The 25816-nt window shown below is 46.0% G+C and carries 24 protein-coding genes; 15 read left to right on the top strand and 9 right to left on the bottom strand.

Translation table 11 applies throughout. The features are described from left to right. Positions 1-751 precede the first annotated feature (751 nt). From R7Q11_RS22720 to hemC, 4 genes are read right to left on the bottom strand one after another with little or no spacing between them, the layout of a single operon-like run. Positions 752-1933, bottom strand: a complete 1182-nt coding sequence (locus R7Q11_RS22720; protein WP_205461609.1) for a heme biosynthesis protein HemY — start codon at positions 1931-1933, stop codon at positions 752-754. After that, positions 1933-3144: a uroporphyrinogen-III C-methyltransferase gene (locus R7Q11_RS22715; protein WP_005378751.1), complete on the bottom strand. Its 1212-nt coding sequence runs from the start codon at positions 3142-3144 to the stop codon at positions 1933-1935. Before R7Q11_RS22715 ends, R7Q11_RS22720 begins: the two co-directional genes overlap by 1 nt. Before the next feature lie 17 nt (positions 3145-3161). After that, complete coding sequence (locus tag R7Q11_RS22710) at positions 3162-3890, bottom strand: uroporphyrinogen-III synthase (protein ID WP_005383386.1); 729 nt, start codon at positions 3888-3890, stop codon at positions 3162-3164. A gap of 2 nt (positions 3891-3892) precedes the next feature. After that, positions 3893-4831: a hydroxymethylbilane synthase gene (gene hemC / locus R7Q11_RS22705; RefSeq protein WP_213917318.1), complete on the bottom strand. Its 939-nt coding sequence runs from the start codon at positions 4829-4831 to the stop codon at positions 3893-3895. Between the two features lie 346 nt (positions 4832-5177). Between hemC and R7Q11_RS22700 the strand changes: the two genes are divergently transcribed. Continuing rightward, on the top strand, positions 5178-7706 hold the full coding sequence (locus R7Q11_RS22700) for a class I adenylate cyclase (RefSeq protein ID WP_005378748.1): 2529 nt from the start codon (positions 5178-5180) through the stop codon (positions 7704-7706). Between the two features lie 69 nt (positions 7707-7775). Here R7Q11_RS22700 and cyaY read toward each other — a convergent pair whose 3' ends face one another. Further along, on the bottom strand, positions 7776-8090 hold the full coding sequence (gene cyaY / locus R7Q11_RS22695) for an iron donor protein CyaY (protein ID WP_047104004.1): 315 nt from the start codon (positions 8088-8090) through the stop codon (positions 7776-7778). Between the two features lie 74 nt (positions 8091-8164). Between cyaY and lptM the strand changes: the two genes are divergently transcribed. The 7 genes from lptM to R7Q11_RS22660 all read left to right on the top strand — a co-directional run bounded on the left by lptM (position 8165) and on the right by R7Q11_RS22660 (position 15410). Further along, complete coding sequence (gene lptM / locus R7Q11_RS29860; protein WP_005378746.1) at positions 8165-8281, top strand: LPS translocon maturation chaperone LptM; 117 nt, start codon at positions 8165-8167, stop codon at positions 8279-8281. Between the two features lie 61 nt (positions 8282-8342). Next, positions 8343-9596, top strand: coding sequence for a diaminopimelate decarboxylase (gene lysA / locus R7Q11_RS22685; RefSeq protein ID WP_005378745.1), 1254 nt, complete (start codon positions 8343-8345; stop codon positions 9594-9596). Between the two features lie 10 nt (positions 9597-9606). Next, the gene (gene dapF, locus R7Q11_RS22680; RefSeq protein ID WP_005378744.1) at positions 9607-10437 is read left to right on the top strand and encodes a diaminopimelate epimerase; all 831 of its coding nucleotides are present in this window, start codon (positions 9607-9609) and stop codon (positions 10435-10437) included. Continuing rightward, entirely contained in the window at positions 10431-11162 is a 732-nt protein-coding gene (locus R7Q11_RS22675; RefSeq protein WP_182016945.1) for a DUF484 family protein, read from the top strand. Before dapF ends, R7Q11_RS22675 begins: the two co-directional genes overlap by 7 nt. Further along, positions 11128-12060, top strand: a complete 933-nt coding sequence (gene xerC, locus R7Q11_RS22670) for a tyrosine recombinase XerC (protein WP_005378742.1) — start codon at positions 11128-11130, stop codon at positions 12058-12060. The genes R7Q11_RS22675 and xerC overlap by 35 nt, the downstream gene beginning before the upstream one ends. Positions 12061-12068: 8 nt before the next feature. Beyond that, complete coding sequence (gene yigB / locus R7Q11_RS22665; RefSeq protein WP_170890930.1) at positions 12069-12785, top strand: 5-amino-6-(5-phospho-D-ribitylamino)uracil phosphatase YigB; 717 nt, start codon at positions 12069-12071, stop codon at positions 12783-12785. Between the two features lie 138 nt (positions 12786-12923). Further along, positions 12924-15410 (top strand): EAL domain-containing protein, encoded by a 2487-nt coding sequence (locus tag R7Q11_RS22660; protein WP_053307415.1) that lies wholly within the window; start codon positions 12924-12926, stop codon positions 15408-15410. An 83-nt stretch (positions 15411-15493) separates the two neighbouring features. Here R7Q11_RS22660 and R7Q11_RS22655 read toward each other — a convergent pair whose 3' ends face one another. After that, positions 15494-16090 carry a tRNA-uridine aminocarboxypropyltransferase gene (locus tag R7Q11_RS22655; protein ID WP_025768162.1) on the bottom strand — a complete coding sequence of 199 codons (597 nt, stop codon included), beginning with the start codon at positions 16088-16090 and terminating at the stop codon, positions 15494-15496. Further along, positions 16090-17640, bottom strand: a complete 1551-nt coding sequence (locus R7Q11_RS22650) for a COG3650 family protein (RefSeq protein WP_025768163.1) — start codon at positions 17638-17640, stop codon at positions 16090-16092. Before R7Q11_RS22650 ends, R7Q11_RS22655 begins: the two co-directional genes overlap by 1 nt. 47 nt (positions 17641-17687) lie before the next feature. Here R7Q11_RS22650 and R7Q11_RS22645 point away from each other — a divergent pair, with 47 nt between their 5' ends. Next, a complete protein-coding gene (locus tag R7Q11_RS22645) occupies positions 17688-18158 on the top strand; it encodes an EVE domain-containing protein (protein WP_005378735.1) in 471 nt (156 codons plus the stop codon). A 50-nt stretch (positions 18159-18208) separates the two neighbouring features. On the opposite strand, the gene R7Q11_RS22640 is transcribed toward R7Q11_RS22645, so the two are convergent. Together R7Q11_RS22640 and R7Q11_RS22635 are read right to left on the bottom strand one after the other, a co-directional pair. Next, entirely contained in the window at positions 18209-19033 is an 825-nt protein-coding gene (locus R7Q11_RS22640; protein ID WP_053307416.1) for a Cof-type HAD-IIB family hydrolase, read from the bottom strand. A gap of 244 nt (positions 19034-19277) precedes the next feature. After that, entirely contained in the window at positions 19278-20288 is a 1011-nt protein-coding gene (locus R7Q11_RS22635) for an alpha/beta fold hydrolase (RefSeq protein WP_005378733.1), read from the bottom strand. Positions 20289-20353: 65 nt separating this feature from the next. Between R7Q11_RS22635 and rhtB the strand changes: the two genes are divergently transcribed. The 6 genes from rhtB (at position 20354) to arsJ (ending at position 25731) form a co-directional block, all read left to right on the top strand. Further along, positions 20354-20971, top strand: coding sequence for a homoserine/homoserine lactone efflux protein (rhtB, locus tag R7Q11_RS22630; protein ID WP_005378732.1), 618 nt, complete (start codon positions 20354-20356; stop codon positions 20969-20971). A gap of 24 nt (positions 20972-20995) precedes the next feature. Continuing rightward, complete coding sequence (locus tag R7Q11_RS22625) at positions 20996-22219, top strand: EAL and HDOD domain-containing protein (RefSeq protein ID WP_017636082.1); 1224 nt, start codon at positions 20996-20998, stop codon at positions 22217-22219. A gap of 154 nt (positions 22220-22373) precedes the next feature. Continuing rightward, positions 22374-22709 carry a metalloregulator ArsR/SmtB family transcription factor gene (locus R7Q11_RS22620; protein ID WP_005378730.1) on the top strand — a complete coding sequence of 112 codons (336 nt, stop codon included), beginning with the start codon at positions 22374-22376 and terminating at the stop codon, positions 22707-22709. A 42-nt stretch (positions 22710-22751) separates the two neighbouring features. Further along, positions 22752-23753 (top strand): ArsJ-associated glyceraldehyde-3-phosphate dehydrogenase, encoded by a 1002-nt coding sequence (locus R7Q11_RS22615; protein WP_005383630.1) that lies wholly within the window; start codon positions 22752-22754, stop codon positions 23751-23753. An 11-nt stretch (positions 23754-23764) separates the two neighbouring features. Beyond that, complete coding sequence (locus tag R7Q11_RS22610) at positions 23765-24259, top strand: cyclin-dependent kinase inhibitor 3 family protein (protein WP_005383629.1); 495 nt, start codon at positions 23765-23767, stop codon at positions 24257-24259. Positions 24260-24513: 254 nt separating this feature from the next. Then, positions 24514-25731, top strand: coding sequence for an organoarsenical effux MFS transporter ArsJ (arsJ, locus tag R7Q11_RS22605; RefSeq protein WP_005378722.1), 1218 nt, complete (start codon positions 24514-24516; stop codon positions 25729-25731). Positions 25732-25816: the final 85 nt, after the last annotated feature.

Here is a 25816-nt window from a genome sequence, read left to right as displayed (position 1 = left end):
GGTTGAAAGCACCGGTCTTGAAAACCGGCATACGTTAATAGCGTATCTAGGGTTCAAATCCCTATCTCTCCGCCACTATTAAGAAGCCTCGCTAGAAATAGCGAGGCTTTTTTCATTTCCGCACATCTTTATTACTCTATCTGTGCTTGTCAAAAATCAATTCCATATGCGATCTACTTTTCGACAAAGTAATATTGGTATCGGTATTGGTTGTGATGTTTTGATTTTTGCTAAGAAGTGCAGTTGCCTCTAAAGCTGTTCATCCTCATCACTGCATGCTGTCCAGATAAGGTTGTTGGAGATGCTTTGTTAAGTTGTTGAACCATCTATTGCCTTATCGTTCTCTTAAAGCACTACCATTGCTTCTCTAGCCCCTTTTACCGGATAGACCGAACAAATAAGCATACTAAAATAGCCACTGTTTCACTGATGTATCTTTTTGTTTTGCTCAGTCTAGCGACGCGTGTGCTCTATTGCCTAAATCTAGCTACGTCTTAAAACCATACATCAACAGGCTAAAGTTACGTATTCCTGCATCTTTTAAAATTGTTTTGGATTCTGCTGGAATGACAGGATCAGAGTAGTCAAAAAAAGAAGAGGAAAGTGAAACGATAGTGAGTTGCTAGGAAGTTGAGAACTACTTGGGAGCCAATGAATTGGATAAACATATTGATGACTAAGGACTAAAGGGTTAGTAGCAGGCAATAAAAAAGCCGACAGTAAGCTGCCGGCTTGGTTAGGTCACCTTTAGTTAGTCATTCTGTACGAGCGTGAGAGCTTTACGAGAGACTTCGTGAGCAGCTTTGGTTAGATTTTGCTTCTCTAGTGTGTCTGCTAGGAATGCATAGTCAGAGACGTCAGAGCGAAGCTTTAAGGCGATCTCAAAGTGGTCTTGGGCTTCTGGCCACTTCTCTTGACGGAAATAGAAGTGCGCTAATGCGCTATGGGCAGCGGCGTTATCCGGTTCTTTCTTCACTACTCCCTCTAAGAAGACCACGACAGGGTGGGTATCTGGCAGGTTTAGATCTGGCAGAAGTTGATAAAGCTCTGGGGCAGGTTGTTTTTTTAATGCTTCTTTTAGCACGGTAAAGGCTTCTGCATCAGCTTTTCGTGTGATGAGTTCTCGAGCAAAACAGGCAACGAGGTGTGTGTCTTGTTTCACTTTACGTGAGAGACTATTCCAATGGGAGATTAGCCCTTCGCTACCTTGTTGTTGCGCTACTTCATGGAGTAAGCCGCACTGCGCCTTTTGAATCAGCTCTGCATGTTCTTCTTCCGTGATGAGTTTTGCTTTGGTTAGTTGTGGCAAGAGGTCAATAAGAGGTTGCCACAACTTTAGCTGCATGTACGTTGTTTTCAGCAAGTTCAATACAATAGAGTTACTCGCATACTGACTTTTTAACGATTGCAAGGTATCGAAAGCGGACTCGAACTCGTTGTCGCGGATAAATTGTTTCGCTCGAGTCAGTTCTACTGCGAGATGGGCGTTCTCTTGTTGGCTCGCTAGCTCTAGATAGTGATCTCGTTTTGCTTTATCACCTTGGCCTTGTGCTGCTTCAGACGCAACCAAGTAGCAGAGCAGCGGCATATCGTGATGATTTGCCCAGCGAGTTACTTTCTTCTCAGCACCTTTCCAGTCACCTTCTAGAAGTTTAATAATGCCTTCATTGGTGTATCGGCGGGAATGGCGCATTTTGCGAACACTGAAGTAGTTCCATGTTGTAGAACTAGCATAAACTAACTTCTTAATCAGGTACTCAAGCAGAAAAAGACCTGCGAGTGCTGCGATAACGAAAACCACTAATGTCGTTACGCTCATCTCGATCGTTTTCTCGGCAATGGAGATGAGTACATAGCCTTGCTGACCAGAAAACTGGGTGCCAACAAATAGTCCTGCGCCTAGTACAACAAATAGGAAAATAAGACGAAACATTACTTATCCTCCATGCCTGTCATCGTTGTGACTTCACGACGTAGGCGTTCACGAATGACATCTGATAGTTGAGACTGACTTTGCAGTTTCGTTGGGTATTCCACTTGAATATTTTGCTGACTTAGTAGGTTAACCGTTTTGTTGAACTCTTTAACGGAATTATCGTCTTGGTTGAAGAAAGCTAATGCCCATTTGTCTGCTGTTTTTAGAGACGTGGTGTAAATTTCACCTTGCTCTTGGTACACCGCTTTTATTGCCGTTTCCAATTTGGCTTTGATGTTTTCTTTCAGGTAAAAGTGTTGCTCAGGAGAAAGCAGTGGAATGACGTTACCATCGCGCGTGCGGAAGGTAATGAAGTTTTCTGAAAAGTCCTTCAAAGAGGTCATTAAGTTATCTTGCCAGTTTGCGATATCTTCAGACACTTCAGTGTTTTCTACGGCTTCAGCTTCAGGTAGCAGTGCATTGGCGAGAGGGAGCTTGTCTACTTGCTGTTGTAGGGCAGTTAAGCGTAGTACCAATCCATCACGGTCAATTAGCGGGATAGTGCGAAGTTTGGTGATATCGTTCGCCATTGCTTTACGTAGTTTGACGAGGCTAGGGTCATTCAGTGCTGCAATGCGTTGGTCTGCACTTTCCATCAGTTGAGTCGCGCTTTCTACATCGTGCTCTAAGAACAATTTACGACCAGCTAATTTGACAAGGTAATCGGCTTCCGCTAATAGCCAGTCGTTTGGTCGACGACCTTTCACATCGGCAACGGCGAGCTGTAAGCTTTCAATGCTCTTCTGTTGCTGTCCAAGTACCACTTCCGCTTTGTGTGTCACGGTTGTTGCTTTCTCGATGGTTTCTTCTTGTACCCGGCTGAGTTCTTGCTTCATGGAAGCTTGAGTGCTTTCTAGCTGACTTTTTAGTTGGGCGATCTGCGCTTGGTAATCGGCTTGCTGTTGATGCAGCTTGTACGCGAGGCCACCGCCAAAAATAATCGATAAGATGATAGCGACCGTGCCTAGTTTGACACCGCGTTTACCTTGTTTTTCTTCAAACTCGACTTTGGTTGGCTCTGCTGTTTTTGGGGGCTCGGCCGCTTGTGGTTGCTCTTTTTTAAGGTCCGCATCCTGCTGCGATGTGGTTTTTTCGACTAGCGGTGCCGATGAGGTTTCTTCGGAAAGGTTTTTATCGTTATTTTTTTGGTCGTTATTTTTACTTGTCATGCCTATATCCTGTGTAGCTAGGGCTGGAGAGCCGCCAGTAATTCTTGGTTGGATGCGCTTCCCGTGCATCTCACGCGAGTGAACCCCCTTTGAATTGCGATGTCAGCGATACGCTGACTGGGGATATACAACTCTTGTTGATTAAGCCAAGTCAATTGCTCCGACGTCAATTGGCTGCACAAATAATCCAGTTGTTCACCACTGGTGACAATAATCTGGTTAATTTGTAGGTTTTTCCATAGTGAGATACAGCTTACTGGATCGAATGGGATGAATTCTCTCTTGTAAGTCTCACTATAGTGAACTTTTGCGCCACGCCTCACCAATGCATCTTTGATCAGCTCTCTTCCGCCGTTACCACGAAGGATAAGAACTTGTTGTTGTGCCACATTGTTGAGCTCTGGCAGTCGCAATAAGTGTTCACTATCACTGACTTGGGGATAGTGTACTTTCTGTTGGGTACATTTGCTTAAATAGTGTGCTGTTTTTTGACCAACGGCAAGGTAAATAGCTTGTTTCGGCCATGACATCCCGTTGCTGGCTAAGATTTGCTGTGCGCATTGCACTGCATGTCGACTAACAGCGATAACAATTTGAGCTTGATGTAGATGTTTAGAGAGGTGCGTGTCCGTGAGATCGGCGACAATGTCGATCAGGGGATGGTGATATGCGGAAATGCCGTGCCTTTCGAGCAGAGAGCAAAGCGCGTTGCCTTGCTCTCCCGGCCGAGTGACCAACACTGCCATGGTTATTCGTGATCTGCGTACAGCTTAGTTAGGATTTCACGAGCGCCGTTATCTAGCAGCTCATTGGCTAGCTGTACTCCTAATGCTTCGCCATCTTTACGATGGCCACGAATTTCACCACGAACAATTTTGCTGCCATCTGGTTCGCCAACTAATGCGCGTAGCCAAATGTTGTCGCCGTCTAGCAGGGCATAGCTGCCGATAGGTACCTGACAGCCGCCTTCTAGCGTAAGGTTCATTGCGCGCTCACACAAAACGCGGTCTACGGTGTCTTGGTGGTTAAGTGGCTCAAGCAGCTTAAGCAGTCTTTCATCGTCAAGGCGGCACTCAATACCGACAGCACCTTGGCCTACCGCTGGTAGTGATTGCTCTGGTTCGATAAAGCTACGAATGCGCTCTTCAAGCTTCAATCGTTTAAGGCCAGCCGCAGCAAGAATGATTGCATCATACTCACCCGCATCTAACTTACCAAGGCGAGTGCCCACATTACCGCGAAGCTCTTTGATGATGATGTCCGGACGATATTCTTTCAGTTGGCATTGACGACGCAAACTGCAAGTACCAACCACGGCACCTTGAGGGAGCTCATCAATGTGGCTATAGGTATTAGAGACGAAGGCATCACGAGGATCTTCACGCTCACAAATGGTCACGAGGCCAAGGCCTTCTGGGAAATCGACGGGCACGTCTTTCATTGAGTGAACGGCGAGGTCTGCACGTCCTTCTAGCATCGCGACTTCAAGCTCTTTTACGAACAAGCCTTTGCCGCCAACTTTTGCTAGTGGTGTATCTAAAATCACGTCACCTTTGGTCACCATGGTTACTAACTCGACTTCCAAGCCTGGGTGAGCGGCTTGAAGGGCGTCTTTAACAAAGTAAGCTTGCCATAAAGCAAGAGGGCTTTTTCGAGTTGCAATGCGAATCGGTGTGGATTGTGTCATGATCTTCTCAATGCTGTTTGGATTTGGGTTTATCCTACCATTCTCATCAAGAAATGCTTACTGTTAGTTCGTTATCTCTGAAGGCTATGAATGGAATTACATGACGTTATGAAAATAGTGTGACTGGATTCTCAATTAGACTAAGGACTATTATTAGTAATAGGTAATAAGAGCGACACTACCGCGCGATTAATTTTGTGACTAAAGTATGGTTTTGTATCCAGAGTGATACGCGGGCGTGAAGCTTTACCCGCACCAATAAAAGTGTTAAATTGATCACGTTTTTAAGCCATTTTGGTTTAAAACGTCAGCAGATTTTCGTGATTGTTCAACCAAGGAATTCCCCTTGCAGGCTTACACCCAAAAAATCATCCAGCGACTAGATAATTTGAATCAGCAGCGAGTTGATCGCGCGCTGGCGCTTATGGATTCTCAAAGCCAGCAAGTCTTCCATTTGATTCCTGCCTTGTTGAACTACAACCATCCTGTAATTCCTGGCTATTATGATGCCGATGTCCCGTTTGGTGTACATGGGCTTGAACTAAATAGCATTCAGCAACAATTCATAGATGATATTCAACTTGCCATTGGTCAGCCGCTCAAGACGGTAGAAAAGCCCGCTATATTGGGTTTGTACACCATGGGCAGTACCTCCTCGATTGGTCAAAGTACTTCCAGTGATTTGGATATTTGGGTGTGTATCTCACCAGAGATGGATTGTGACGAACGCGAGTTATTGACCAATAAATGCTTACTCATCACGGATTGGGCACAAAGCAAAGGCGTGGAAGCGAACTTTTTCTTAATGGATAAAGAGCGCTTTAGAAGCAATCATTCTGAGGAGATGACAGGTGATAACTGTGGTTCATCTCAGCACTTACTTTTGCTAGATGAATTCTATCGTAGTGCGGTGCGTATTGCCGGACAGCGTTTGTTATGGCAAATCGTGCCGCCAGAAATGGAAGAGTGTTACGACGAGTACGTTTCTCAACTGTGCAGTGATGGTTACATCGACTGTAGTGAATGGATCGACTTTGGTAAATTGAACTGCATTCCTGCTGAAGAATACTTCGGCTCGAACTTGTGGCAGTTATACAAAAGCATCGACTCTCCCTACAAATCGGTATTAAAAGCCATCTTGCTAGAAGCTTACTCGTGGGAATACCCGCATACTCAATTGTTAAGTATCGACACTAAGCGTCGTTTCTTTGCCCATGAGCCTGACCTCTATGGCATGGATGCGTACTACTTAATGTTGGAAAAAGTAACCCGTTACTTAGAGCGAATTCAAGACGATACACGTTTGGATTTGGTGCGTCGCTGTTTCTATCTCAAAACCCATGAAAAACTATCTCGTGAGCCGAATATTGGCTCAGTAGCTTGGCGTCGTGAAGCACTGAGCGATATGATTGCAAAATGGAATTGGGATGCCAGTGTCGTTGCAGAGCTCGATGACCGCCGTAATTGGAAGGTTGAACAAGTAAAGGTGGTACATCATGCATTGCTGGATGCGTTGATGCAAAGCTACCGTAACTTGATTCAATTTGCGCGTCGTAACGACATCACTTCTGCTATCAGTCCGCAAGACATCAGTATTTTGGCCCGTAAACTCTACGCTGCTTTTGAAGTATTGCCGGGCAAAGTAACGTTACTAAACCCACAGATTTCACCTGATCTGCACGAGCCTGACTTGAGCTTTATCGAAGTGAAAAAAGGGGGGGTAAACAAGTCTGGTTGGTACCTCTATAAACAACCGCTTATTGCGCACCGCATTTTGGGGCAACCATATCTAGAGCATCATGAATACTTGAGTAAGTTGGTTGCTTGGGCATTCTTCAATGGCTTGATCACTGAATCGACTCGTTTACATGCCGTGGTACGTGAAGCGCAGCTAGATATTGATAAGTTTTACCAAATGGTGAGTGACTTACGAAATACTTTTGCGTTGCGTAAGCGTCGTCCATCTATGCAGGCGCTAGCGAGTCCTTGTGAAATAAGCCAGCTTGCGATGTTCATCAACTTCGAAAATGATCCGACGTCTGAACTTTCTGGTCGTTCGTTGAAAGTGGATGTTAAGAACACCGATATTTTTAGCTTTGGTCCAGAACATAAAAATTTAGTCGGCAGTGTTGACCTTGTTTACCGTAACTCTTGGCATGAAGTGCGTACGCTGCATTTCAAAGGGGAAACGGCGATGCTGGATGCACTGAAAACCATTTTGGGCAAAATGCACCAAGATGCGTTGCCACCAGAATCAGTGGATGTGTTCTGCTATGCGAAGAACATGCGTGGTGTGATGCGTAATATGGTTTACCAGCTTTTAGCTGAATGTATCGACTTACGCTTGAAACCAGTAGAGCAAGAGAAACGTCGCCGCTTTAAAGCGATGCGTCTTGGTAACCAGACTTATGGGTTGTTCTTTGAACGTCGTGGTGTGTCGGTGCAGAAGCTAGAAAATTCCATCGATTTCTACCGCAGCATTTCTACTAACAAACTCAAAGGCTCGCCGCTGTTAATGCTCGATCGTGAGCAAGAATATCAAATGCCGGAAGCGGTGGATGGGTTTGCCAGTGAAGGTCTGGTGCAGTTCTTCTTTGAAGATAACGAAGATGGCTTCAATATTTATGTGTTGGATGAGTCAAATCAAGTAGAAGTGTATCACCAATTTAGTGGCTCCAAAGATGAAATGATTTCGTCTGTAAACAGTTTCTACACGTCGGTAAAAGACGATAGTCGCGTCGCGTCGAAGTTTATTAATTTTAACCTGCCTCAGTACTATCAAATTATTCACCCTGAAGAGGGGAATGCGTATATCATTCCTTACCGTAATGACGGTTGTTCACCGAGTCGCCCGACCAAAACTGTGAACGCGTAATTAAACCCTTATCAATAAACAAAAAGAGCACTTCGGTGCTCTTTTTGTTTTGGTGACGATTGACCAGTATTATACCCAATCAATGGCTTCGCCCGCGTGCTTTTCACACTCTTGCTTCACCATTTCAAATAGCTCCATACCCGTTTTTGAGCAGGTCCATTTACCTTCAATAAGCTTGAAGTGGAAACCACCAGATTTGGACGCTAGCCAGATCTCCTGCATCGGCTCTTGGCGATTAATGATGATTTGGCTGCGGTCTTCAAATTCCAATGTCATTACGTTGCCAGTGACTTCGTAATCAATGTCTGCGCCTGAATCATCGATGGATTCTTCGATGATTTGCATCTGCGCATCCACCAGTTGATGAAATTCAGTATCGTTCATCCGTCTATCCTATTGCTTTTCCTGAGTGTGGTGCGATTATAGGGGGCATTGATTCAATAATCACGATATGCGAAATGAAAAAATTAGTTACTGTGTTGTTTGTGATGGTTGCCGCGACCTTAGCGGGGTGTGGTCAGTCTGGCTCACTATACATTCCAGATGACACGCAACAGAATGAGCAATCACAATAAATAACCGCACCTTAGGGTGAAATTAGGGTTCAGCAGTCGAATAAAATAAGGGAAGCGAATTTTGGATTACTTCAACTATCAGGATGATGGCCAGCTTTGGGCCGAAGACGTCCCACTTCAAGCTCTTGCAGAGCAATATGGCACTCCTCTTTACGTATATTCTCGAGCCACGCTAGAGCGCCATTGGAAGGCGTTTGATAGTGCTGTGGGTCAGCATCCTCACCTGGTTTGCTACGCGGTGAAAGCCAACTCAAACTTAGGCGTATTGAACACGCTAGCGCGTTTGGGATCGGGTTTTGACATCGTGTCGGGTGGTGAACTTGAGCGTGTGATTGCCGCAGGCGGTGATCCGAAAAAAGTCGTTTTCTCTGGTGTTGGTAAAACACCGGCAGAGATGAAGCGCGCTCTTGAGCTAGGTATCAAATGTTTCAACGTTGAATCTGAGCCAGAGCTAGAACGTTTGAACAAGGTTGCGGGTGAGCTTGGTGTGATTGCGCCAATTTCTCTGCGTATCAATCCAGATGTCGACGCGAAAACACACCCTTACATTTCGACTGGTCTTCGCGACAATAAATTCGGCATTGCGTTTGATCGTGCGCCAGATGTTTATAAATTCGCGCAAAGCCTGCCGAACTTGAATGTACAAGGCATCGACTGCCACATTGGTTCTCAGCTGACCAATATAGACCCATTTATCGACGCGACAGACCGTTTATTAGCCCTGATTGATGATTTAAAAGCGCAAGGCATTAACATTCGTCACCTTGATGTCGGCGGCGGTTTGGGTGTGGTCTATCGTGATGAATTACCACCTCAGCCTTCTGATTACGCCAAAGCGTTACTTGGTCGTCTTGAAAATCACCAAGACTTGGAGCTGATCTTTGAGCCAGGCCGTGCAATTGCTGCGAACGCAGGTATCTTGCTAACGCGTGTTGAGTTTTTAAAACATACTGAGCATAAAAACTTTGCGATTATCGACGCTGCAATGAACGACTTGATGCGTCCTGCGCTATACCAAGCATGGCAAGATATTGTGCCAGTTTCACCGCGAAAGGGTGAAGCTCAGACTTACGACTTGGTTGGTCCTATTTGTGAAACCGGCGACTTCTTGGGTAAAGATCGCGCACTCGTTTTGCAAGAAGGTGATCTACTCGCGGTTCGTTCAGCAGGTGCCTATGGTTTTGTGATGTCTTCGAACTACAATACTCGTACCCGAGCGGCAGAAGTGATGGTGGACGGTAAACAAAGCCACTTAGTTCGCCAGCGTGAGGAGCTGACCAGTTTGTGGCAGCTGGAACAGATTCTACCGGAGTAACACACAACAAATGCATTTCCACTTTTCCAAAATGCACGGTTTGGGCAACGACTTCATGGTCGTCGACTGTATTACCCAGAACGTGTTTTTCTCGCAAGACCTGATCCGCCGCTTGGCGGATCGTCATACTGGCGTTGGTTTTGACCAATTGCTTGTGGTAGAGGCCCCGTACGACCCCGAAACCGACTTCCATTATCGGATTTTTAATGCCGATGGTAGTGAAGTTGAACAGTGTGGTAACGGTGCACGCTGTTTTGCCCGCTTTGTTCGCTTGAAGGGGCTGACCAATAAATACAGCATCAGCGTGAGCACCAAGAAAGGAAAGATGATTCTCAACATCGAAGATGATGGGGAAGTGACGGTCAACATGGGCGTGCCAGAGTTTGAACCGAACAAAATTCCTTTCAAAGCGAAGCAAAAAGAGAAAACTTACATCATGCGAGCAGGCGACAATACCTTGTTTTGTGGTGCTGTGAGCATGGGTAACCCGCACGTAGTGACCGTGGTCGACGATGTGGATACGGCAGAAGTGGAAACTCTCGGTCCGCTGCTTGAGTCGCATGAGCGTTTCCCAGAGCGCGTCAACGCTGGCTTTATGCAGGTGATGAGTCGTGACCATATTCGTCTTCGAGTTTACGAGCGAGGCGCAGGAGAGACACAAGCTTGTGGTAGTGGTGCATGCGCGGCAGTCGCGGTTGGGATTCTGCAGGGCTTGTTGGATGAAAACGTTAAGGTTTCTCTACCTGGTGGTGAATTGCGAATTGCATGGCAAGGCCCTGGCAAGCCGTTGTTTATGACCGGACCTACAACGCATGTATTTGATGGTCAATTGTCTTGCTAGTTGAAGAAAAAGGAAACGCTTTGTCTCAAGTAGAAGCAGATGCCTTAACGGCTGAAGTAGTGGCCGAGTACCTCAAAGATCATCCAGATTTTTTTGTGCAACGTCCGGAGCTTGTGGATCGTTTATCTTTCCCACACTCAGACTTAGGCGCGGTATCTTTGGTACACATCCAAATGAATCGCCAACGTCAGCGCATTGAAGAGTTAGAGGAAGAGATCACTACACTAATGTCGCTTGCGGCGAACAATGATCGCACCTTTTACGAATTTATGGATTTGCAGGGGCAGATTCTAAAGTGTGGTGACTTTAAACAAGTCATTCATTCTATCGAAGAGAAAGCCAAAGCATTGGGCTTACGTGCGTTTGTTCGATTGTTTAGTCAATGCGACGCATCGATTCAATTGAGTAAGGAAAGTTATCAACGCTTTGCGACCACTCACTTAAATGGCAAAGATGCGTACTTAGGACGTCTTCGCAAAGTGGATCGTGAAGCTTTGTTTGGCAACATGGAAGTGCCGGAAATGGGGTCCTATGTGGTACTGCCGCTCGTGAAACAGCAAACACTGGGCGTGCTTGCTTTTTCTAGTGAAGATGGCGGCCATTTTCAGCCAGATATGGATACCTTGTTTTTGCGTCACCTATCATTAGTAGTGGCACATCTCGCTCAAACACTGGTATGGCAAAGTTACGATGACGACAACTCCCAACACTCCTCTACCAAATAGTCTGCAAAAGCCTCTTGAGCGCTTCTATGAATTCTTACGAAGCGAAAAGGGGCTTAGCCTACATACTCAGCGCAATTACAAACAGCAGCTAGAAACTATGGCGCAGCACTTAGCTGAAATGGGGCTCAAAGATTGGTCTCAAGTGGATGCTGGTTGGGTGCGCCAATTAGCAGGTAAGGGCATGCGAGAAGGCATGAAAGCCAGCAGTTTGGCAACGCGACTCTCATCGCTGCGTAGTTTTTTCGATTTCCTTATTCTGCGTGGCGAGATGTCGGCTAACCCAGCCAAAGGGGTTTCAGCACCTCGCAAAAAACGCCCGTTGCCCAAAAACCTCGATGTTGACGAAGTGAGCCAATTACTTGAAGTCAACGAGGACGACCCGTTGGCTGTGCGCGATCGCGCCATGATGGAGCTGATGTATGGCGCCGGCTTACGTTTGGCTGAACTGGTGGGTGTGGATGTACGTGACGTACAACTGCGTAGTGGTGAGCTTCGTGTTATTGGTAAAGGCGATAAAGAACGTAAAGTGCCGTTCTCTGGGATGGCAACCGAGTGGGTTGGGAAGTGGCTACGCGTTCGTGGTGATTTAGCCGCTCCAGGTGAGCCCGCCTTGTTTGTATCTAAGCTCGGAACGCGTATTTCGCATCGTAGCGTGCAAAAGCGCATGGCTGAATGGGGGCAGAAACAGTCTGTCGCAAGCCATATTAGTCCGCATAAATTGCGTCACTCATTTGCGACACATATGCTCGAATCAAGCAATAACTTACGTGCGGTGCAGGAGCTTTTAGGGCACGAGAACATTTCGACGACCCAAATCTACACGCACTTGGATTTCCAACATTTGGCGCAAGCCTACGACCAAGCCCACCCACGCGCACGCAAAAAGAACGGGGAGTGAGCCGAAGTATGAAATTTTATCGCCGTATCGAGCCTATTAAGGCAATGACCTTTGACCTAGATGATACCCTCTATGACAACTATCCTGTGATCGTTCGCATGGAGCGTGAGTTGCTATCTTGGCTCAAGCACCATCATCCAGCGGTTGCTCATATGAACAAAGCGGATTGGTTTGCTCTCAAACAGCGAGTTGTGCAGCAACAACCCGAGCTGAAGAGCGATGTCACTTTATGGCGTTTAGTGCAACTTCAGCAAGCTTTCTCCCAAGTAGGCTACGACGAAGACGCAGCACATGCCGCCGCGAAAGCCGCAGTAGACGTTGCGTTAGACTGGCGTAACTGTTTTGAAGTGCCGCAGCAAAGTCTCGATGTACTGGAGGAACTCGCGCAGCATATCCCGTTGGTGGCAATCACCAACGGTAATGTGGATTTAGACCGCATCGGTCTTACGCCTTATTTCCAACAGGTACTTAAAGCAGGACCAGATGGATTGGCGAAACCCGCAACCGATATGTTTACTAAAGCGAAGCGATTCTTGGATATCCCTGCGGAGAATATTCTGCATGTCGGTGATCATCTAACCACGGATGTGCATGGTGCAAAGTTGGCTGGTTTTGCAGCCTGTTGGTTTAATGATATGAATAAAAATGTCATTAACCATTCAAAAACACGTACTTTACCTGATATTGAAATCAATAGTTTGCAGCCGTTACTCACACTTTTTTAATTGCTTTCGCATTAATCCATTCTAATCTCATTTTGTGTCTAGAAAAGCAGCGCAAAGCCACGTAAATTATTCTCTATTAAATAAAAATAGTAACGCCACACGTCGTGGTGAAGATAGTGTTACGGCAGTGGTAGGTCCATGCGAGCTTTTTCAAAACTGGTTCACGATGTCAGTCAACTGAATGACTTTTTAGTCACTTTTCCGACTTCCTCAGATAAACAATATTTAGTACAAATATTGTCGACGCAATCGCGCGAAATTACGACCACACTTGCAGACGCCGTTTTGTCGTCGCTGCCGAATGCTCATGTTATGGGGCATAGTACGCGTAATGTGATTCTGGAAGGGGAGATATTTACCTCTGGTTGCCTAGTGAGTGTGATTGAATTTGAGCAAACCACGCTGACTTCTGCGGTACAAACATACTCTTACTCCCCTGACATTGATGGCGGGGAGCTCAAGCGCTCTCTTCTAATGCAGCATAATTCACAGGTGATCCTCAGCTTTGCTGTGCAAATTGAACGACGTGACTATCCCTTGTTTCAAACCTTCGCCAGTGAAGAAGTAGTGATTTCTGGAGGGTTGGCGCAGAGTATTGACGATGGCTGCTGGGTGCTATATCAAAACCGAGTTTACGATAACGCTGTGGTTGCCGTAGCTTTGCACAGTGATACTTTGAAGCTATGGACTGATGCGTATTCGGAATGGAACCCGATTGGCATGCCACACAAAGTCACTCATGCAAAAGGAACGCGCTTGTATTGTTTAGGTGAGAAGAAAGCGCTGGAAGTATACAAGCGTTACTTGGCGGATGGCCATGACGTGACGCTGAGTCAACTGCTCAGCTTTCCTTTGTATCGAGAAAGCTTAGGGCGAAAGGAAGTTTGTACGGTAACGGAGCTACACGCTGATGGCAGTATGAGCTTCGACAGGCCCTGGTGTCTTGGTGACGAAGTGCAATTTTGCTATAACCATCCCTCGTTAACGCTCGAGCAAGTGCGGCATGGTGTGGTTGAGTTAGCCATGCACCAACCTGAAGTCGTGATGATTTTTAACTGCGCGTCACGGTTAGACTTTATTGACAGCAGCGACGAAGTCCAAGCCTTTAAAGATATTGCGACGACGTTTGGTAGTTACTGTATGGGGGAACTGCATGGTGGTATTGGTCAGCCCGAAATTCTTCATCACAGCCTGACGTATTTAGCGATGCGAGAGGGAGACGAAGTGCAAACATTGAACTTGCCTAAGTCGCCCGTTAGCTCCTCTATTTCACCGTTGTTTAGCTTGATTCGAAATGCGATCGGCGATCTCAACCATATGAACGCGCATATGGGATATCAACTCGATCGCCAAACGCGCAAGTTACAAGAAAGCTATCGACGCGACAGTCGCACGGGGTTACAAAACCGGGTCGCATTGCAAGAGCGGCTGAGTAACATCGATTTGGATGAGCATTTGTTGACTCTAAAGCTACTTAACTTTAGTCATATCAACGAAAAATACGGCTACCGAGTGGGAGATCAATTACTCAAAGATCTCTCAATGCACTTTACGAATCGATTACGAAAGCGTTTCGGCATGCCAACGGCTTTGCAGCTTTATAGTATTGGGGTTGGTGAATGGGCGTTCATATTTAAAGCTGATCAAAGCAGCGAGACCATCAAACAGCACTTTACGCGTTTTGCTGACGCGGTAGAACAAACTAATTTTGAGCCAATTGGCCTACGTGAAATAGATTATCTTTCTATCTCGCTATGCGGCGGCTTAGTGAGTCGTCGAGACTTTCCATCCGCTTCAGTAGATGAGCTCTTACTCAAAGGCATCGAAGCGAGGCGCTCTGGTGTACGCAGTAATACCCATATCTGTAATGCGAAAGATATTGAAGTCAGTGAGGATGTGCGCAAAGAGCAACTTGGATGGCTAAGTTGCGTCAGTAGAGCCATTCTCAAACAGAATATCATCACCTATAGCCAACCGATTGTGCATGCGGGTAGCCACAAATTGGCAAGCCAAGAATGTTTGGTTCGTATTCTGGAAGCCGATGGAACGGTGATTGCGCCAGGGCGTTTTCTGCCAATTATCTCTGATACGCATCTTTACACTCGACTAAGTCGGCACATGATTCATTCTACGTTGCATTACATGCGAGATAAGCAAGGTGACTTTTCTATAAACTTATCGCCGCAAGATTTGCTCAGTGATAAAACTTTAATACTTTTAGAGCATGAAATTAGCCAGCTAAATGACCCAAGGCGAATTGGTTTAGAAGTGCTGGAATCTGAGCAGATCAAAGACTATGGCCGAATGATAGAAGTGTGCAGTCATTTTAGAAGCTTAGGGGCGCGTATCATTGTTGATGACTTTGGGTCCGGCTATTCGAATATCGATGAAATCCTAAAGTTGGAGCCAGAAGTCATAAAGCTCGATGGCAGCTTGATTCGTGATATTGATAAAGACTTAAAACAGCGCAAGATCGCTTCCCAGTTGGTGCGTTTGTGCCAGGTGTTTAACGCGGAGACGGTGGCGGAGTTCGTCCACAATCAGGAGGTGTGTACCATTGCACAAGACATGGGGGTGGATTATTTGCAGGGTTACTATCTTGGCGAGCCGACTCGACTGTTTTAATGATGTTTCACGTGAAACTTCTTGTCGTAAAAAACGCAGCGTAGGCTGCGTTTTTTGTTTGGTTCTTCTACTGAGCTTAATGTTTAACGCTTAAGAGCGTGTCCACTCTTTTCAGCTTGGAACAGAGCGAGGTAATGGGCAAAAAAGCGCTGCATTTGTTGTTGGTTGTTTTGTTCTCCAAGTTGCCCGAGCAAATGTGCAGCGACTTCAAACGTGCACAAGTTACCTTGTTGTTGGTTGCGTCGCAGCTGATATTGTGAGTCCGCCGACGCAGACAATCCCATAGTAGGGATACCTTCTAACCAACGGCTCTTATTGATCATCTTGCGCGCCTCTTGCCAGGTGGCATCCAAAATAATAAACAGCGGAGTTTTGGTTTGTTGCTGGCTTTGGAGTACCACATCTTCGAGTGTGATACTTTCTTCACAGGGGAAGAGCAACACCGGATACCGCGACGGATCAGCTAATAGAGTGAGCAATTCTGCTGGTGGCTGTTTGCGATCCCAGATTACTCGCTCAATGTTGAGTTGGCACTGCTCTAGTAGCTGGCCGGTATTAGTATCACGCTTCAGTTCATTCGGATGCATTAACAGCAGGATGTTGTGCTCACTGGTAAGTTTCGGCATTAGCGAGCACATACAATTGAATTGAAAACCGCAGGTTGGACACGGTTGTGACATTACAGACGAACTCCTTCGCGCACCGGGCTTATCCCATCAGAGAACAGACGCACACCACTGACTTGGTTCGGCGTTGCCGTTGGCGCCATGCTTGGGTTGAGTGGGTAGCTAACCCCAGTGTATTGCATCACGTGTTGAGCCGCTTTAGCTCCGCCACCGCTGACATTAAAAATCAGATCTCGCCAACCATGAGAGGTTTGTTGGCCGAGCATAATCGGGCTTTGCACTAGTGTAATGCGGCTATTAAATCGCCATTCCTTTTCGTGATGTTCAAATATCAGCAATGTACAGCCTCCGGAACCACACCAATCCAACTGTACCAATAGCTCTTCGTTACCATCGCTGTTGAGGTCGTAAGTTAGCCAACGGTATTGGTTATTGTTGGGGGTGGTTTGATGGATAAAGAAGTAGTTGCGCACCGCGGCATCTACTTTTGAATCAAACTCTGCACTAGAAGGGACGTCAGCACTACCGATGGGGTTGTTGGTGCGTTTTTCGGCTGGTTGCATGATGCCTTCATCACGAACGGTGGCAGGATAAAGGACTAAACCACCATCGGCGATTGGGTATACCAAGTTACCGACTTTTTCTTTGGTCGCTTTGAGCTGATTGCCTTCTCGAGTAAACAGTCGCTCTGACATTAGCCTTTGCTGTTGATGATGCGTCATGACAACTTGAACCTGATACGGACTTAACTGTTGCCAGTAACCACGCTCGATTAATGGTGCTTGTCCATTGGCGTAACGGTATTTTGTTGTGGCGCTATGGTCTGGGTTTAAGGTCATTTGTACTTCAAAGCCTTGTGATTGGGTTGAGGTCGCGACATAGGTATTAGCCCAGCCAAGCGTTGCATCGACGTTTGCAGCCATACCACAACCTTGATACGTCTCGCCATCATGTTTTAGTGTTGCTTTCCAGCCATACAAAGAATCGCTCATTGTGTCTGAGCAGAGGTTTTCTGTTAAGCGAAGCTCACCATCTTGTAGTTGATAAGTGCGCTGGCGAGGTTGAAGCTGACTGCTTTTAATCGCTAATTTTGTGGTTTGTTTGCCGATTTGCTGGAATGTTAGTCCATTAGCCTCAAAGCTTGCCGACCAAGAAGGCTCATTACCAAACACGCGAGTTGGTTTGTTTGGTTGCTGACAACGGTTTGGATTTTCCGTTGTGAGGAAGTTCACTTGTTCCACGACAAAGTTAGCATCGAAATCAGCAGAAAACCCATCGATGCCCGGTGGGTTGAGGTGGCCGATAACCTCGCCATACATGGTCTGGTAAGGCTCGTTATTTAACTGAATTGCTCGTTGCATTTGCTGTGGTGACAGTTGCAACCAATATTGCTTGTCGCTGCCACAAGGCATGATGTATTGGCTCTCGTGACCGACGATCACTTTTCCGCGCAGCATAAAAGTTTGAGGTTGAATGGTTTCAGGCTTATCTAAGGTTGCTGGTGGAGAGGTTAGGTCAGCGGCACCAGATTGTGGCGACTGTGAACTACATGCTTGCAGAACCAGCAGGGTGGCAAGCGCCACTGGGTTTTTCAAAGCCTTCATGTTATATCTTCCTCATTATTGTTACTCAATCGGCATCGGATGGCATTATGGCATATTGGTTATTTAAAACTGAACCAGATACCTTTTCTATTGACACGCTTCGAACCCAAAAGGTTTCATGTTGGGAGGGAGTTCGTAATTATCAGGCGCGCAATATGATGCGTGACCAAGTGAAGGTGGGCGATTTAGTCCTGATTTACCACTCTTCTTGTAAACATGTTGGCGTGGCAGGTATTGCTAAAGTTGTGAGAGAAGCCTATCCCGATCATTTCCAATTCGATCCCGAAAGCGATTATTACGATCCAAAGTCAGACCCAGACAACCCGCGTTGGATTATGGTGGATGTAGAGTTTGTACGTAAAACGGCGCGAGTGATTCCGTTGTCGGTGATGAAAGCGATGCCAGAACTTGAGAACATGCCGTTGGTGAAACGTGGAAATCGCTTGTCGATTATGCCCGTGACAGAAGAAGAATGGGACGCGATTCTTGGCAAAGAGAAGCTGCCAAGTCAGCGATAAAAGAAAAGGGCTGCGAATGTGCAGCCCTTCATAATTTGGAGTATTGAAGCTTACAGCAAGTGTTCTTGTAGGTAGTGTGCAACCGCATCTTCTGCATTGCTGCCAATTACTTCATTATTTGGTAGAGCTTTCATCACTTTTTCGTGTGATGTACCCATAACTAGCCCTTTACCTGCCATCGACAGCATTTCTACGTCATTCATGCCATCACCAAATGCTACGCAGTTTTCTAACGTGAGGCCGAGTTTTTTCGCTACCGCTTCAAGAGCATGACCTTTAGACACGCCAGCGCTCATTACTTCCAAACACCAAGGCGTTGAAAATGCGATGTTCAGCTTATCACCAAACTGCTCACGTAGTTTGTTTTCAAATACGACCAAACGTTCGTGGTCTTCTCCAGGATGCGTGAAGAAAACTTTCGCAATACCGTCAGTTGGGGCGCGGTCTTCATCAAATAAGACGTAAGTGAATTCATCGTGGAAGTCACGTAACGTTTCATCATCCTTGTTCATCAACCAGCTATCATTTTGATACATGTGAATAAGTATTTCTTGATCATGTTTGATCGTGTCGATCACGCCTTGTACCAGTTCCGCAGGGACATTCTCGCTGTACATTAGCTGATCTTCCTGGTCATGCACTCGGGCACCATTCGACGTGATCATATAAGCTGGAATGCCAACTTGGCGACGGATGCTCGCAACGTCTACGTGGTGACGGCCGGTTGCAAAGACAAAGGTATAACCCTTTTCATGCAGCGCTTTTAGCGTCTCTTTTGAGTAAGCACTGAGCTGATGGTTAGGTGCGAGTAACGTGCCATCCAGATCAGAGGCAACGATTTTGGTGATCTCTTTGCAAGGTAGCGATGTGCTCATGAAGTCCTCGTAAACGGTTTGGATAGTGTGGAACAGGTGAATTGCAAACGGAGTACAGCAGACTGACTAGATCGTACTGCTCCGAATGCGGGGGAACTTGGGCTCGTAGCACTATGTGGTTAAACACAGTGTCAAAGTAGCCAAGTTCAAGCAGTGTACGCCAAAATGAGGATGAAAAAGAGGGTAAATCGATGTGTAGACATTTCCTCTTTAATCTTAGTCGTGAAATGGTCGCCTAGAGTTCTTATTGTGCTTGTTCGTTTGATGGCGATTTAGGGTCATTCATAAAGCGGAAAATCGCATCGAGCGCTTGATTACGATACTTGTCGGTCTCGAACAAGATTTCATGCTGTGCGCCTTCGATAGAAAGCAGCTCCGCGTGCGGGTTGGTTTTCCGCAATTTATCAATAAAACGCTTTTGCGCGAGATTGCTAACAATCCGATCGTTTCCGGCTTGGATTAGGATGACTGGTATTTTGACTTGGCGAGTTAATAAAAAGCACTGCTTAGCGGCCATGAGCCCTTGCCAAACCCAGCGAGTGCTTGGCCCACCGACTTGCAGTTCCGGTTTTTCCGTATATAGGTTTCGGAACCATTGGTAGCGGCCGTAACTTTGGCTAAGTGGGTTATCTTCAAAGGGCTTAGGGAAGTAGGCCTGATGTCCTGGTGCATAGCGTGGCAAAGTCGATACCGCTGACATAATTTGTGTGACCGGAATCGCTATTGGTGATAGGTACCATGGCAGGTTAATGCCAAACATGGGCGCACTTAGAATCAAACCAGTAAAAGGGTGTTCTGGGTGAGTTTGCAGGTAACGTGTGGCGATCGCGCCGCCCATAGAGTGCGCGATGATGAAGCATTGTTGATATTCGCTAAGGTCGTGTTTTTTTACGACGATGTCCATATCATCAATATAATCAGTAAAGTCATAGACGTGACCCATATCTGAGTCAGATAATAAACGATCTGATAAACCTTGACCGCGGTGGTCAAAGGAATAGACATCGAAACCTTGGCGGTAGAGATCGTAAAACAGCTCTTGGTATTTCCAGGAAGACTCAATGCGTCCATTTACGATGAGCACGGCTTTTTTATGCTCTGGGTTGGTTAGCTTGCACCAGTAAATGTTCTTTTTCTCAGTCCCTTTAACAAAGCCCTCTTGGCGAGTTTGCCAAAGTGCTGCGATCGGACCACCAATTGCTTGCTCAAATAATGTCTCTTGAGTATAAGTCAAAGGTGAATGGTTAGTCGCCATTAGTTGATTACCTGAAGATACGTTGTTTACGCGATGTATCATCGAAGAATTAGTGAGGAAATGCAATGGATACCCATGTCTGGTTAGCTTATGTAGTAACAGCAATCGTTTTTAGTTTGGCTCCGGGCTCTGGCACGGTGAACTCAATCAGTAATGGTTTGAGTTACGGTACCCGTAAATCACTGGGTGCCATTATTGGCTTACAAATTGGTTTAGTTATCCACATCGCGCTGGTGGGGGCGGGTATTGGTGCGCTTGTCGCGCAGTCAGCAACCGCCTTTTCTGTCATTAAATGGGTTGGTGCCGCTTATCTGGTTTGGCTGGGGATTCAGAAATGGCGCGATACATCAAGCTTAGTCGCAGCTGAAAACCATAACGAGATGTCAGGCACGGCGCTGTTGTACAAGGCAGTGTTGATTAACCTCACCAACCCTAAATCGATTGTTTTTCTGGTGGCGTTGTTTCCGCAGTTTATTGACCCGGCAAAAGACCAAATCACGCAACTGTTGGTGCTTGGCGTCACTACGGTCGTGATTGATGCGTGTGTAATGTTGGGTTACACGAGCTTGGCAGCACAAATGGGACGCTTTATTCGCTCCGATAAAATCATGGGAAAAATAAACAAAGTATTCGGTTCAATGTTCATGGGTTGTGGTGCATTATTAGCAGCTGCAAAGTCATAAGCCATTTATAGGTCCTTCTTTAGCATGAATACAACGTATGTCGCTCGCCAGCCGATCTTTAACCGAAAAAGACAGACGCTGGGTTATGAATTGTTGTTTCGAGACGGGGAGAGTAACGCATACCCTTCACATATTGATTCAAATCGAGCGACATACCGACTGATCGTCGAAAACTTCCTATCACTGGGTACTAACCCAGTGATTGCCTCTTCAAGATGCTTTATTAACTTTCCTCATCAAAGTTTGGTGCGACGTTTGCCGCGCAGTTTGCCGAAAAACAAAATTGTCATCGAAGTGTTGGAAACGTGCCAACCTACGGATGAGCTTCTTGATGCGATTCGTGAGTTTTATCGAGAAGGTTACTTGATCGCTTTGGATGACTTCACCCTAACACCAGAATGGCGCCGTTTTTTGCCATATGTGCATATTGTGAAGCTCGACATTATGGCGATGGGGCTCGAAAAGGCCTGTGAACTTGTCACAACACACCTTGCCAAACGCGTCAAATACCACTTTTTAGCAGAACGTGTTGAAACCGCAGAAGAGTTTGAGCAAGCGAAAGCGGCTGGCTTTAAATTTTTCCAAGGTTATTTTTTTAGCAAGCCACTCGTCTCGCAGACTAAATACGTCAGTCCTGAGCAAGTGTTGGCATTGCAACTGTTTCGTGAAGTTTGTGCTCCTGAGCCTGACTTTACTCGTATCGAGTCCATCATTACGCAAGATGTCGCGTTGTCATATAAATTATTGCGTTTTGTAAATACGCAAGCGCCGAATTTGGCTGTCGAAATCAGCTCTTTTCGTCAGGCATTGATTTATCTTGGCCAGGATAACCTTAAGCAGTTTGTCTCTTTGGTTGTGGCATCGTATATCTCCAGTAACAAGCCTCGAGAGCTGTATCACCTTTCATTGCAACGAGCTCAATTTTGCCAATTGATGTCGCGCTATCAGCCATTCTCTCATCTCAACGAACAAGGTTTCATGGTTGGTTTGCTGTCGATTCTAGATGCGTTGCTGGATCTTTCGGTGGAATCTTTAGTTAGGCAGTTACCGCTTAGTCATTCAGTACAACAAGCGCTATTACATCGCAAAGGGGTTTATGGCGCACTTATTTCCCTTGAAGAGTGCTACGAGCGTGCCGATTGGTCAGGGGTTGAAAAAATCACGATGCAATTGGGGTTGCCTTTAGAGGAAGTGAAGCTCTCCTTAGGTGAAGCGGTTCGCTGGAGTCAAAGCATCGCGACTGCATAATTTCTTGTCTTATCTTTTATCTCTTTGAATCTCTCTCTTTACAATCAAGCTGTTCGTTAGATGTGAAACTTTTATGACGATGGACGGTTTCCTCTTGACGATATATCTTAATTAAATAAATATATACGCATATCCATATATAGGTATGTTCATTATGCTTCCACATCAGTTTTTTAAGCTGTTATCCGATGAAACACGCGTACGTTGTTTAATGCTCGTGGCCCGTGAAGGTGAAACTTGCGTTGGCGATTTGGCGTTTGCTCTACAAGAGAGCCAGCCGAAAGTTTCTCGTCATCTTGCTCAGTTACGATCCAGTGGCATCTTGGTGGATAAACGCCAAGGGCAATGGGTGTATTACGAGTTATCACAGCAATTACCAGGTTGGATGCGAAAGTTAATTGAAGACTTAGTGGCATCAAACTGTTTGAAGCAGGAATACCAAGACGACATCACACGCTTACACGATAAAAGTCGTGAGGCTTGCTGTTAACAGCGAATAGAGATTCAAGGTAGAAGATTAGAGGGTAAAACTATGACAATTAAAGTAGGAATTAATGGCTTTGGCCGAATTGGTCGCTTAGCGCTGCGAGCGGCATTTGATTGGCCAGAATTGGAGTTTGTGTTAATCAACGATGTCGCAGGTGACGCCGCTACGCTTGGTCACTTATTAGAATTCGATTCAGTGCAAGGTCGTTGGCATCATGGAGTTCAGGTCGAAGGCAGTGAGCTCGTCATCAACGGCAAGCGTGTCGCCACGACTCAACAACGCGATATCGATGCGGTGAACTGGTCTGATTGTGATGTTGTGATTGAAGCGACAGGCGTACATCGCAAAACATCATTCCTAAACAAATACCTAGAGCAAGGCGTGAAACGTGTCGTGGTAAGCGCACCTGTGAAAGAAGAAGGTATCGCGAACATTGTGGTGGGCGTGAACGACCATATTTTCGACCCTGAAAAACATCGTATCGTGACAGCAGCTTCGTGTACGACTAACTGTATCGCACCTGTGGTTAAAGTCATTCATGAGAAATTGGGTATCGAACAATCTTCTTTTACGACCATTCACGACCTGACGAATACGCAAACTATTTTGGATGCGCCACACAAAGATCTACGCCGTGCAAGAGCATGCGGCATGAGCCTTATCCCGACTACGACGGGTAGCGCGAAGGCGATTGTCGAAATTTTCCCAGAATTAAAAGACAAAATTAATGGTCATGCGGTTCGCGTACCTCTAGCAAACGCATCGTTAACAGACATCATTTTTGATGTGAAGCGTGATACCACAGCAGAAGAAGTGAATGCACTGTTAAAAGAAGCATCTGAAGGTGATTTGAAAGGCATCCTTGGCTTCGAAGAGCGTCCTTTAGTTTCTATCGATTATAAAGGCGACCAACGTTCAACCATCGTTGATGCGCAATCAACCATGGTTGTGGGTTCTCGTATGGTTAAGATTTACGCTTGGTACGATAACGAAATGGGTTATGCAACGCGCACAGCAGAGCTGGTTCGTAACGTTGGTTTGGCTTAAAAGGGGTCACAATGTCTCATCCTACATGGCAATTAGATTTGGACTCCGGTGCTTTAATCTTAACACCGTGCCCAGGAACGAAAGGTGTCGATTTGCATGCGTCGTTAGAACAGTTGAAAGAGCAGGGTGTTCAAGCGGTCGTTACTGCATTAGATGATAGTGAATTAGCTGCGAAGAATGTCTCTGCATTGGGTGAAGCCACTCAGCAACTGGGTATGAAATGGTTCCAGATCGAGATTGAAGACGACTGCGCACCAAATGAAGAATTTGCGACGAAGTGGCAACAAGCCAGTCCGGAACTGCACGCGATTCTTGCTCAAGGTGGCAAAGTTGCGATGCATTGCATGGGTGGTTCGGGGCGCACAGGTTTGTTCGCTGCTCACCTACTCCTAGAAAAGGAATGGCAGTTAGAAGATATCGTGCGAGAAGTGCAGGCATTGCGCCCTGGTGCATTTACAAAACCTGTGCAAGTTGAGTACATCGAACGCGTGGCTCAAGACGCTTGATCAGCTTAAATAGCTTTTGGTTCATTATGATCCAAAAGCTAAATTCGAGCTTCTTCAGGATACGACTGTTTACAAGAAAAGCCATTAATATTAACTAATGCATTGTTTTTAAGGTGTATTTTGCTTTTTATTGATGTTGGGGCATTTTTTGAAAATCACAGCAACATTGTATTGGTCAATGTTGCTGTACAGGTTAGGAAGTATTTAGAACATGATGATCTAAATGCTTCTATCGCTGTACATATGAGGTCAATATGATTTCTCAATTAAGCAAAAGTATTCGTCAGTACATGTTAGTGACGTTTAACTATTGGAACTTTACGGTGACCGATGGCGCACTGCGTATGCTGGTGGTGCTCTATTTTCATGACTTAGGTTATTCCACGTTAGCTATTGCCTCACTGTTTCTTTTCTATGAATTTTTTGGTGTGGTGACAAACCTGGTTGGTGGTTGGTTGGGCGCAAGGTTAGGCCTAAATAAAACCATGAACATTGGTTTAGCGATGCAAGTGTTTGCGTTGCTGATGCTCGCAGTACCAAATGCATGGCTGACCATCCCTTGGGTGATGGCAGCGCAAGCTCTGTCGGGGATTGCCAAAGATCTGAACAAAATGAGTGCTAAGAGCGCGATTAAAACGCTAGTACCAGACGAACAGCAAGGTGCGCTCTACAAATGGGTAGCGATTTTGACTGGCTCGAAGAATGCACTCAAAGGAGCGGGCTTTTTTGTTGGCGGCTTGCTGCTGTCTTGGGTGGGTTTTCAAAACTCGATGTTTATTATGGCGGGTGTACTTACATTAGTGTTTGTTTGCAGCATGATCTGGCTAGAAGCGGACATGGGTAAAGCAAAGAGTAAACCTAAGTTTCGCCAAATATTCTCCAAGTCTGAATCGATAAACATTTTATCCGCAGCACGCATGTTCTTGTTTGGTGCTCGTGATGTGTGGTTTGTCGTTGCTCTGCCTATTTATCTTGGTAGCGTGTTTGGCTGGGATCACTTGTGGGTTGGTAGCTTTCTTGCAGCGTGGGTCATTGCTTATGGGTTTGTGCAAGGCTTTGCGCCGCGTATTACTGGCAAAGCGCAAGGTCGTGTGCCTGATGGTAGTGCAGCATTGGTGTGGGCAGGAATCCTAGCGTTAATTACGGCTGGTATTGCTTATGGTGTGCAAATCGGTTGGCAGCCTGAATTGGTGATTGTGGTAGGTTTGATGATTTTTGGCGCTGTGTTTGCCATTAACTCTTCGCTGCACTCGTACTTGATAGTGAGCTACGCTAAAGGCGATGGCGTCTCGTTGGATGTCGGTTTTTACTACATGGCCAATGCGATGGGACGTTTGATTGGCACGGTATTATCGGGTTGGATCTACCAAGAGGCTGGTCTTGCAGCGTGCTTATGGGTTTCTTTTGCTTTCTTGGCACTGACGACGCTGATTTCAATTAAGTTGCCAAAAGCTAATGTTGCTACTGCGTAACTACCCCCAGTATCGCTATCTGTAGATGGTATAAATGGCTCCAAATCGGAGCCATTTTTGTTTCTTATGCGCCGTTTGCTGTAAT

The sequence above is a fragment of the Vibrio sp. 970 genome (assembly GCF_033339075.1).
The sequence above is the reverse complement of the archived record's forward strand: the minus strand, read 5'-3'. Positions and strand labels throughout refer to the sequence as shown.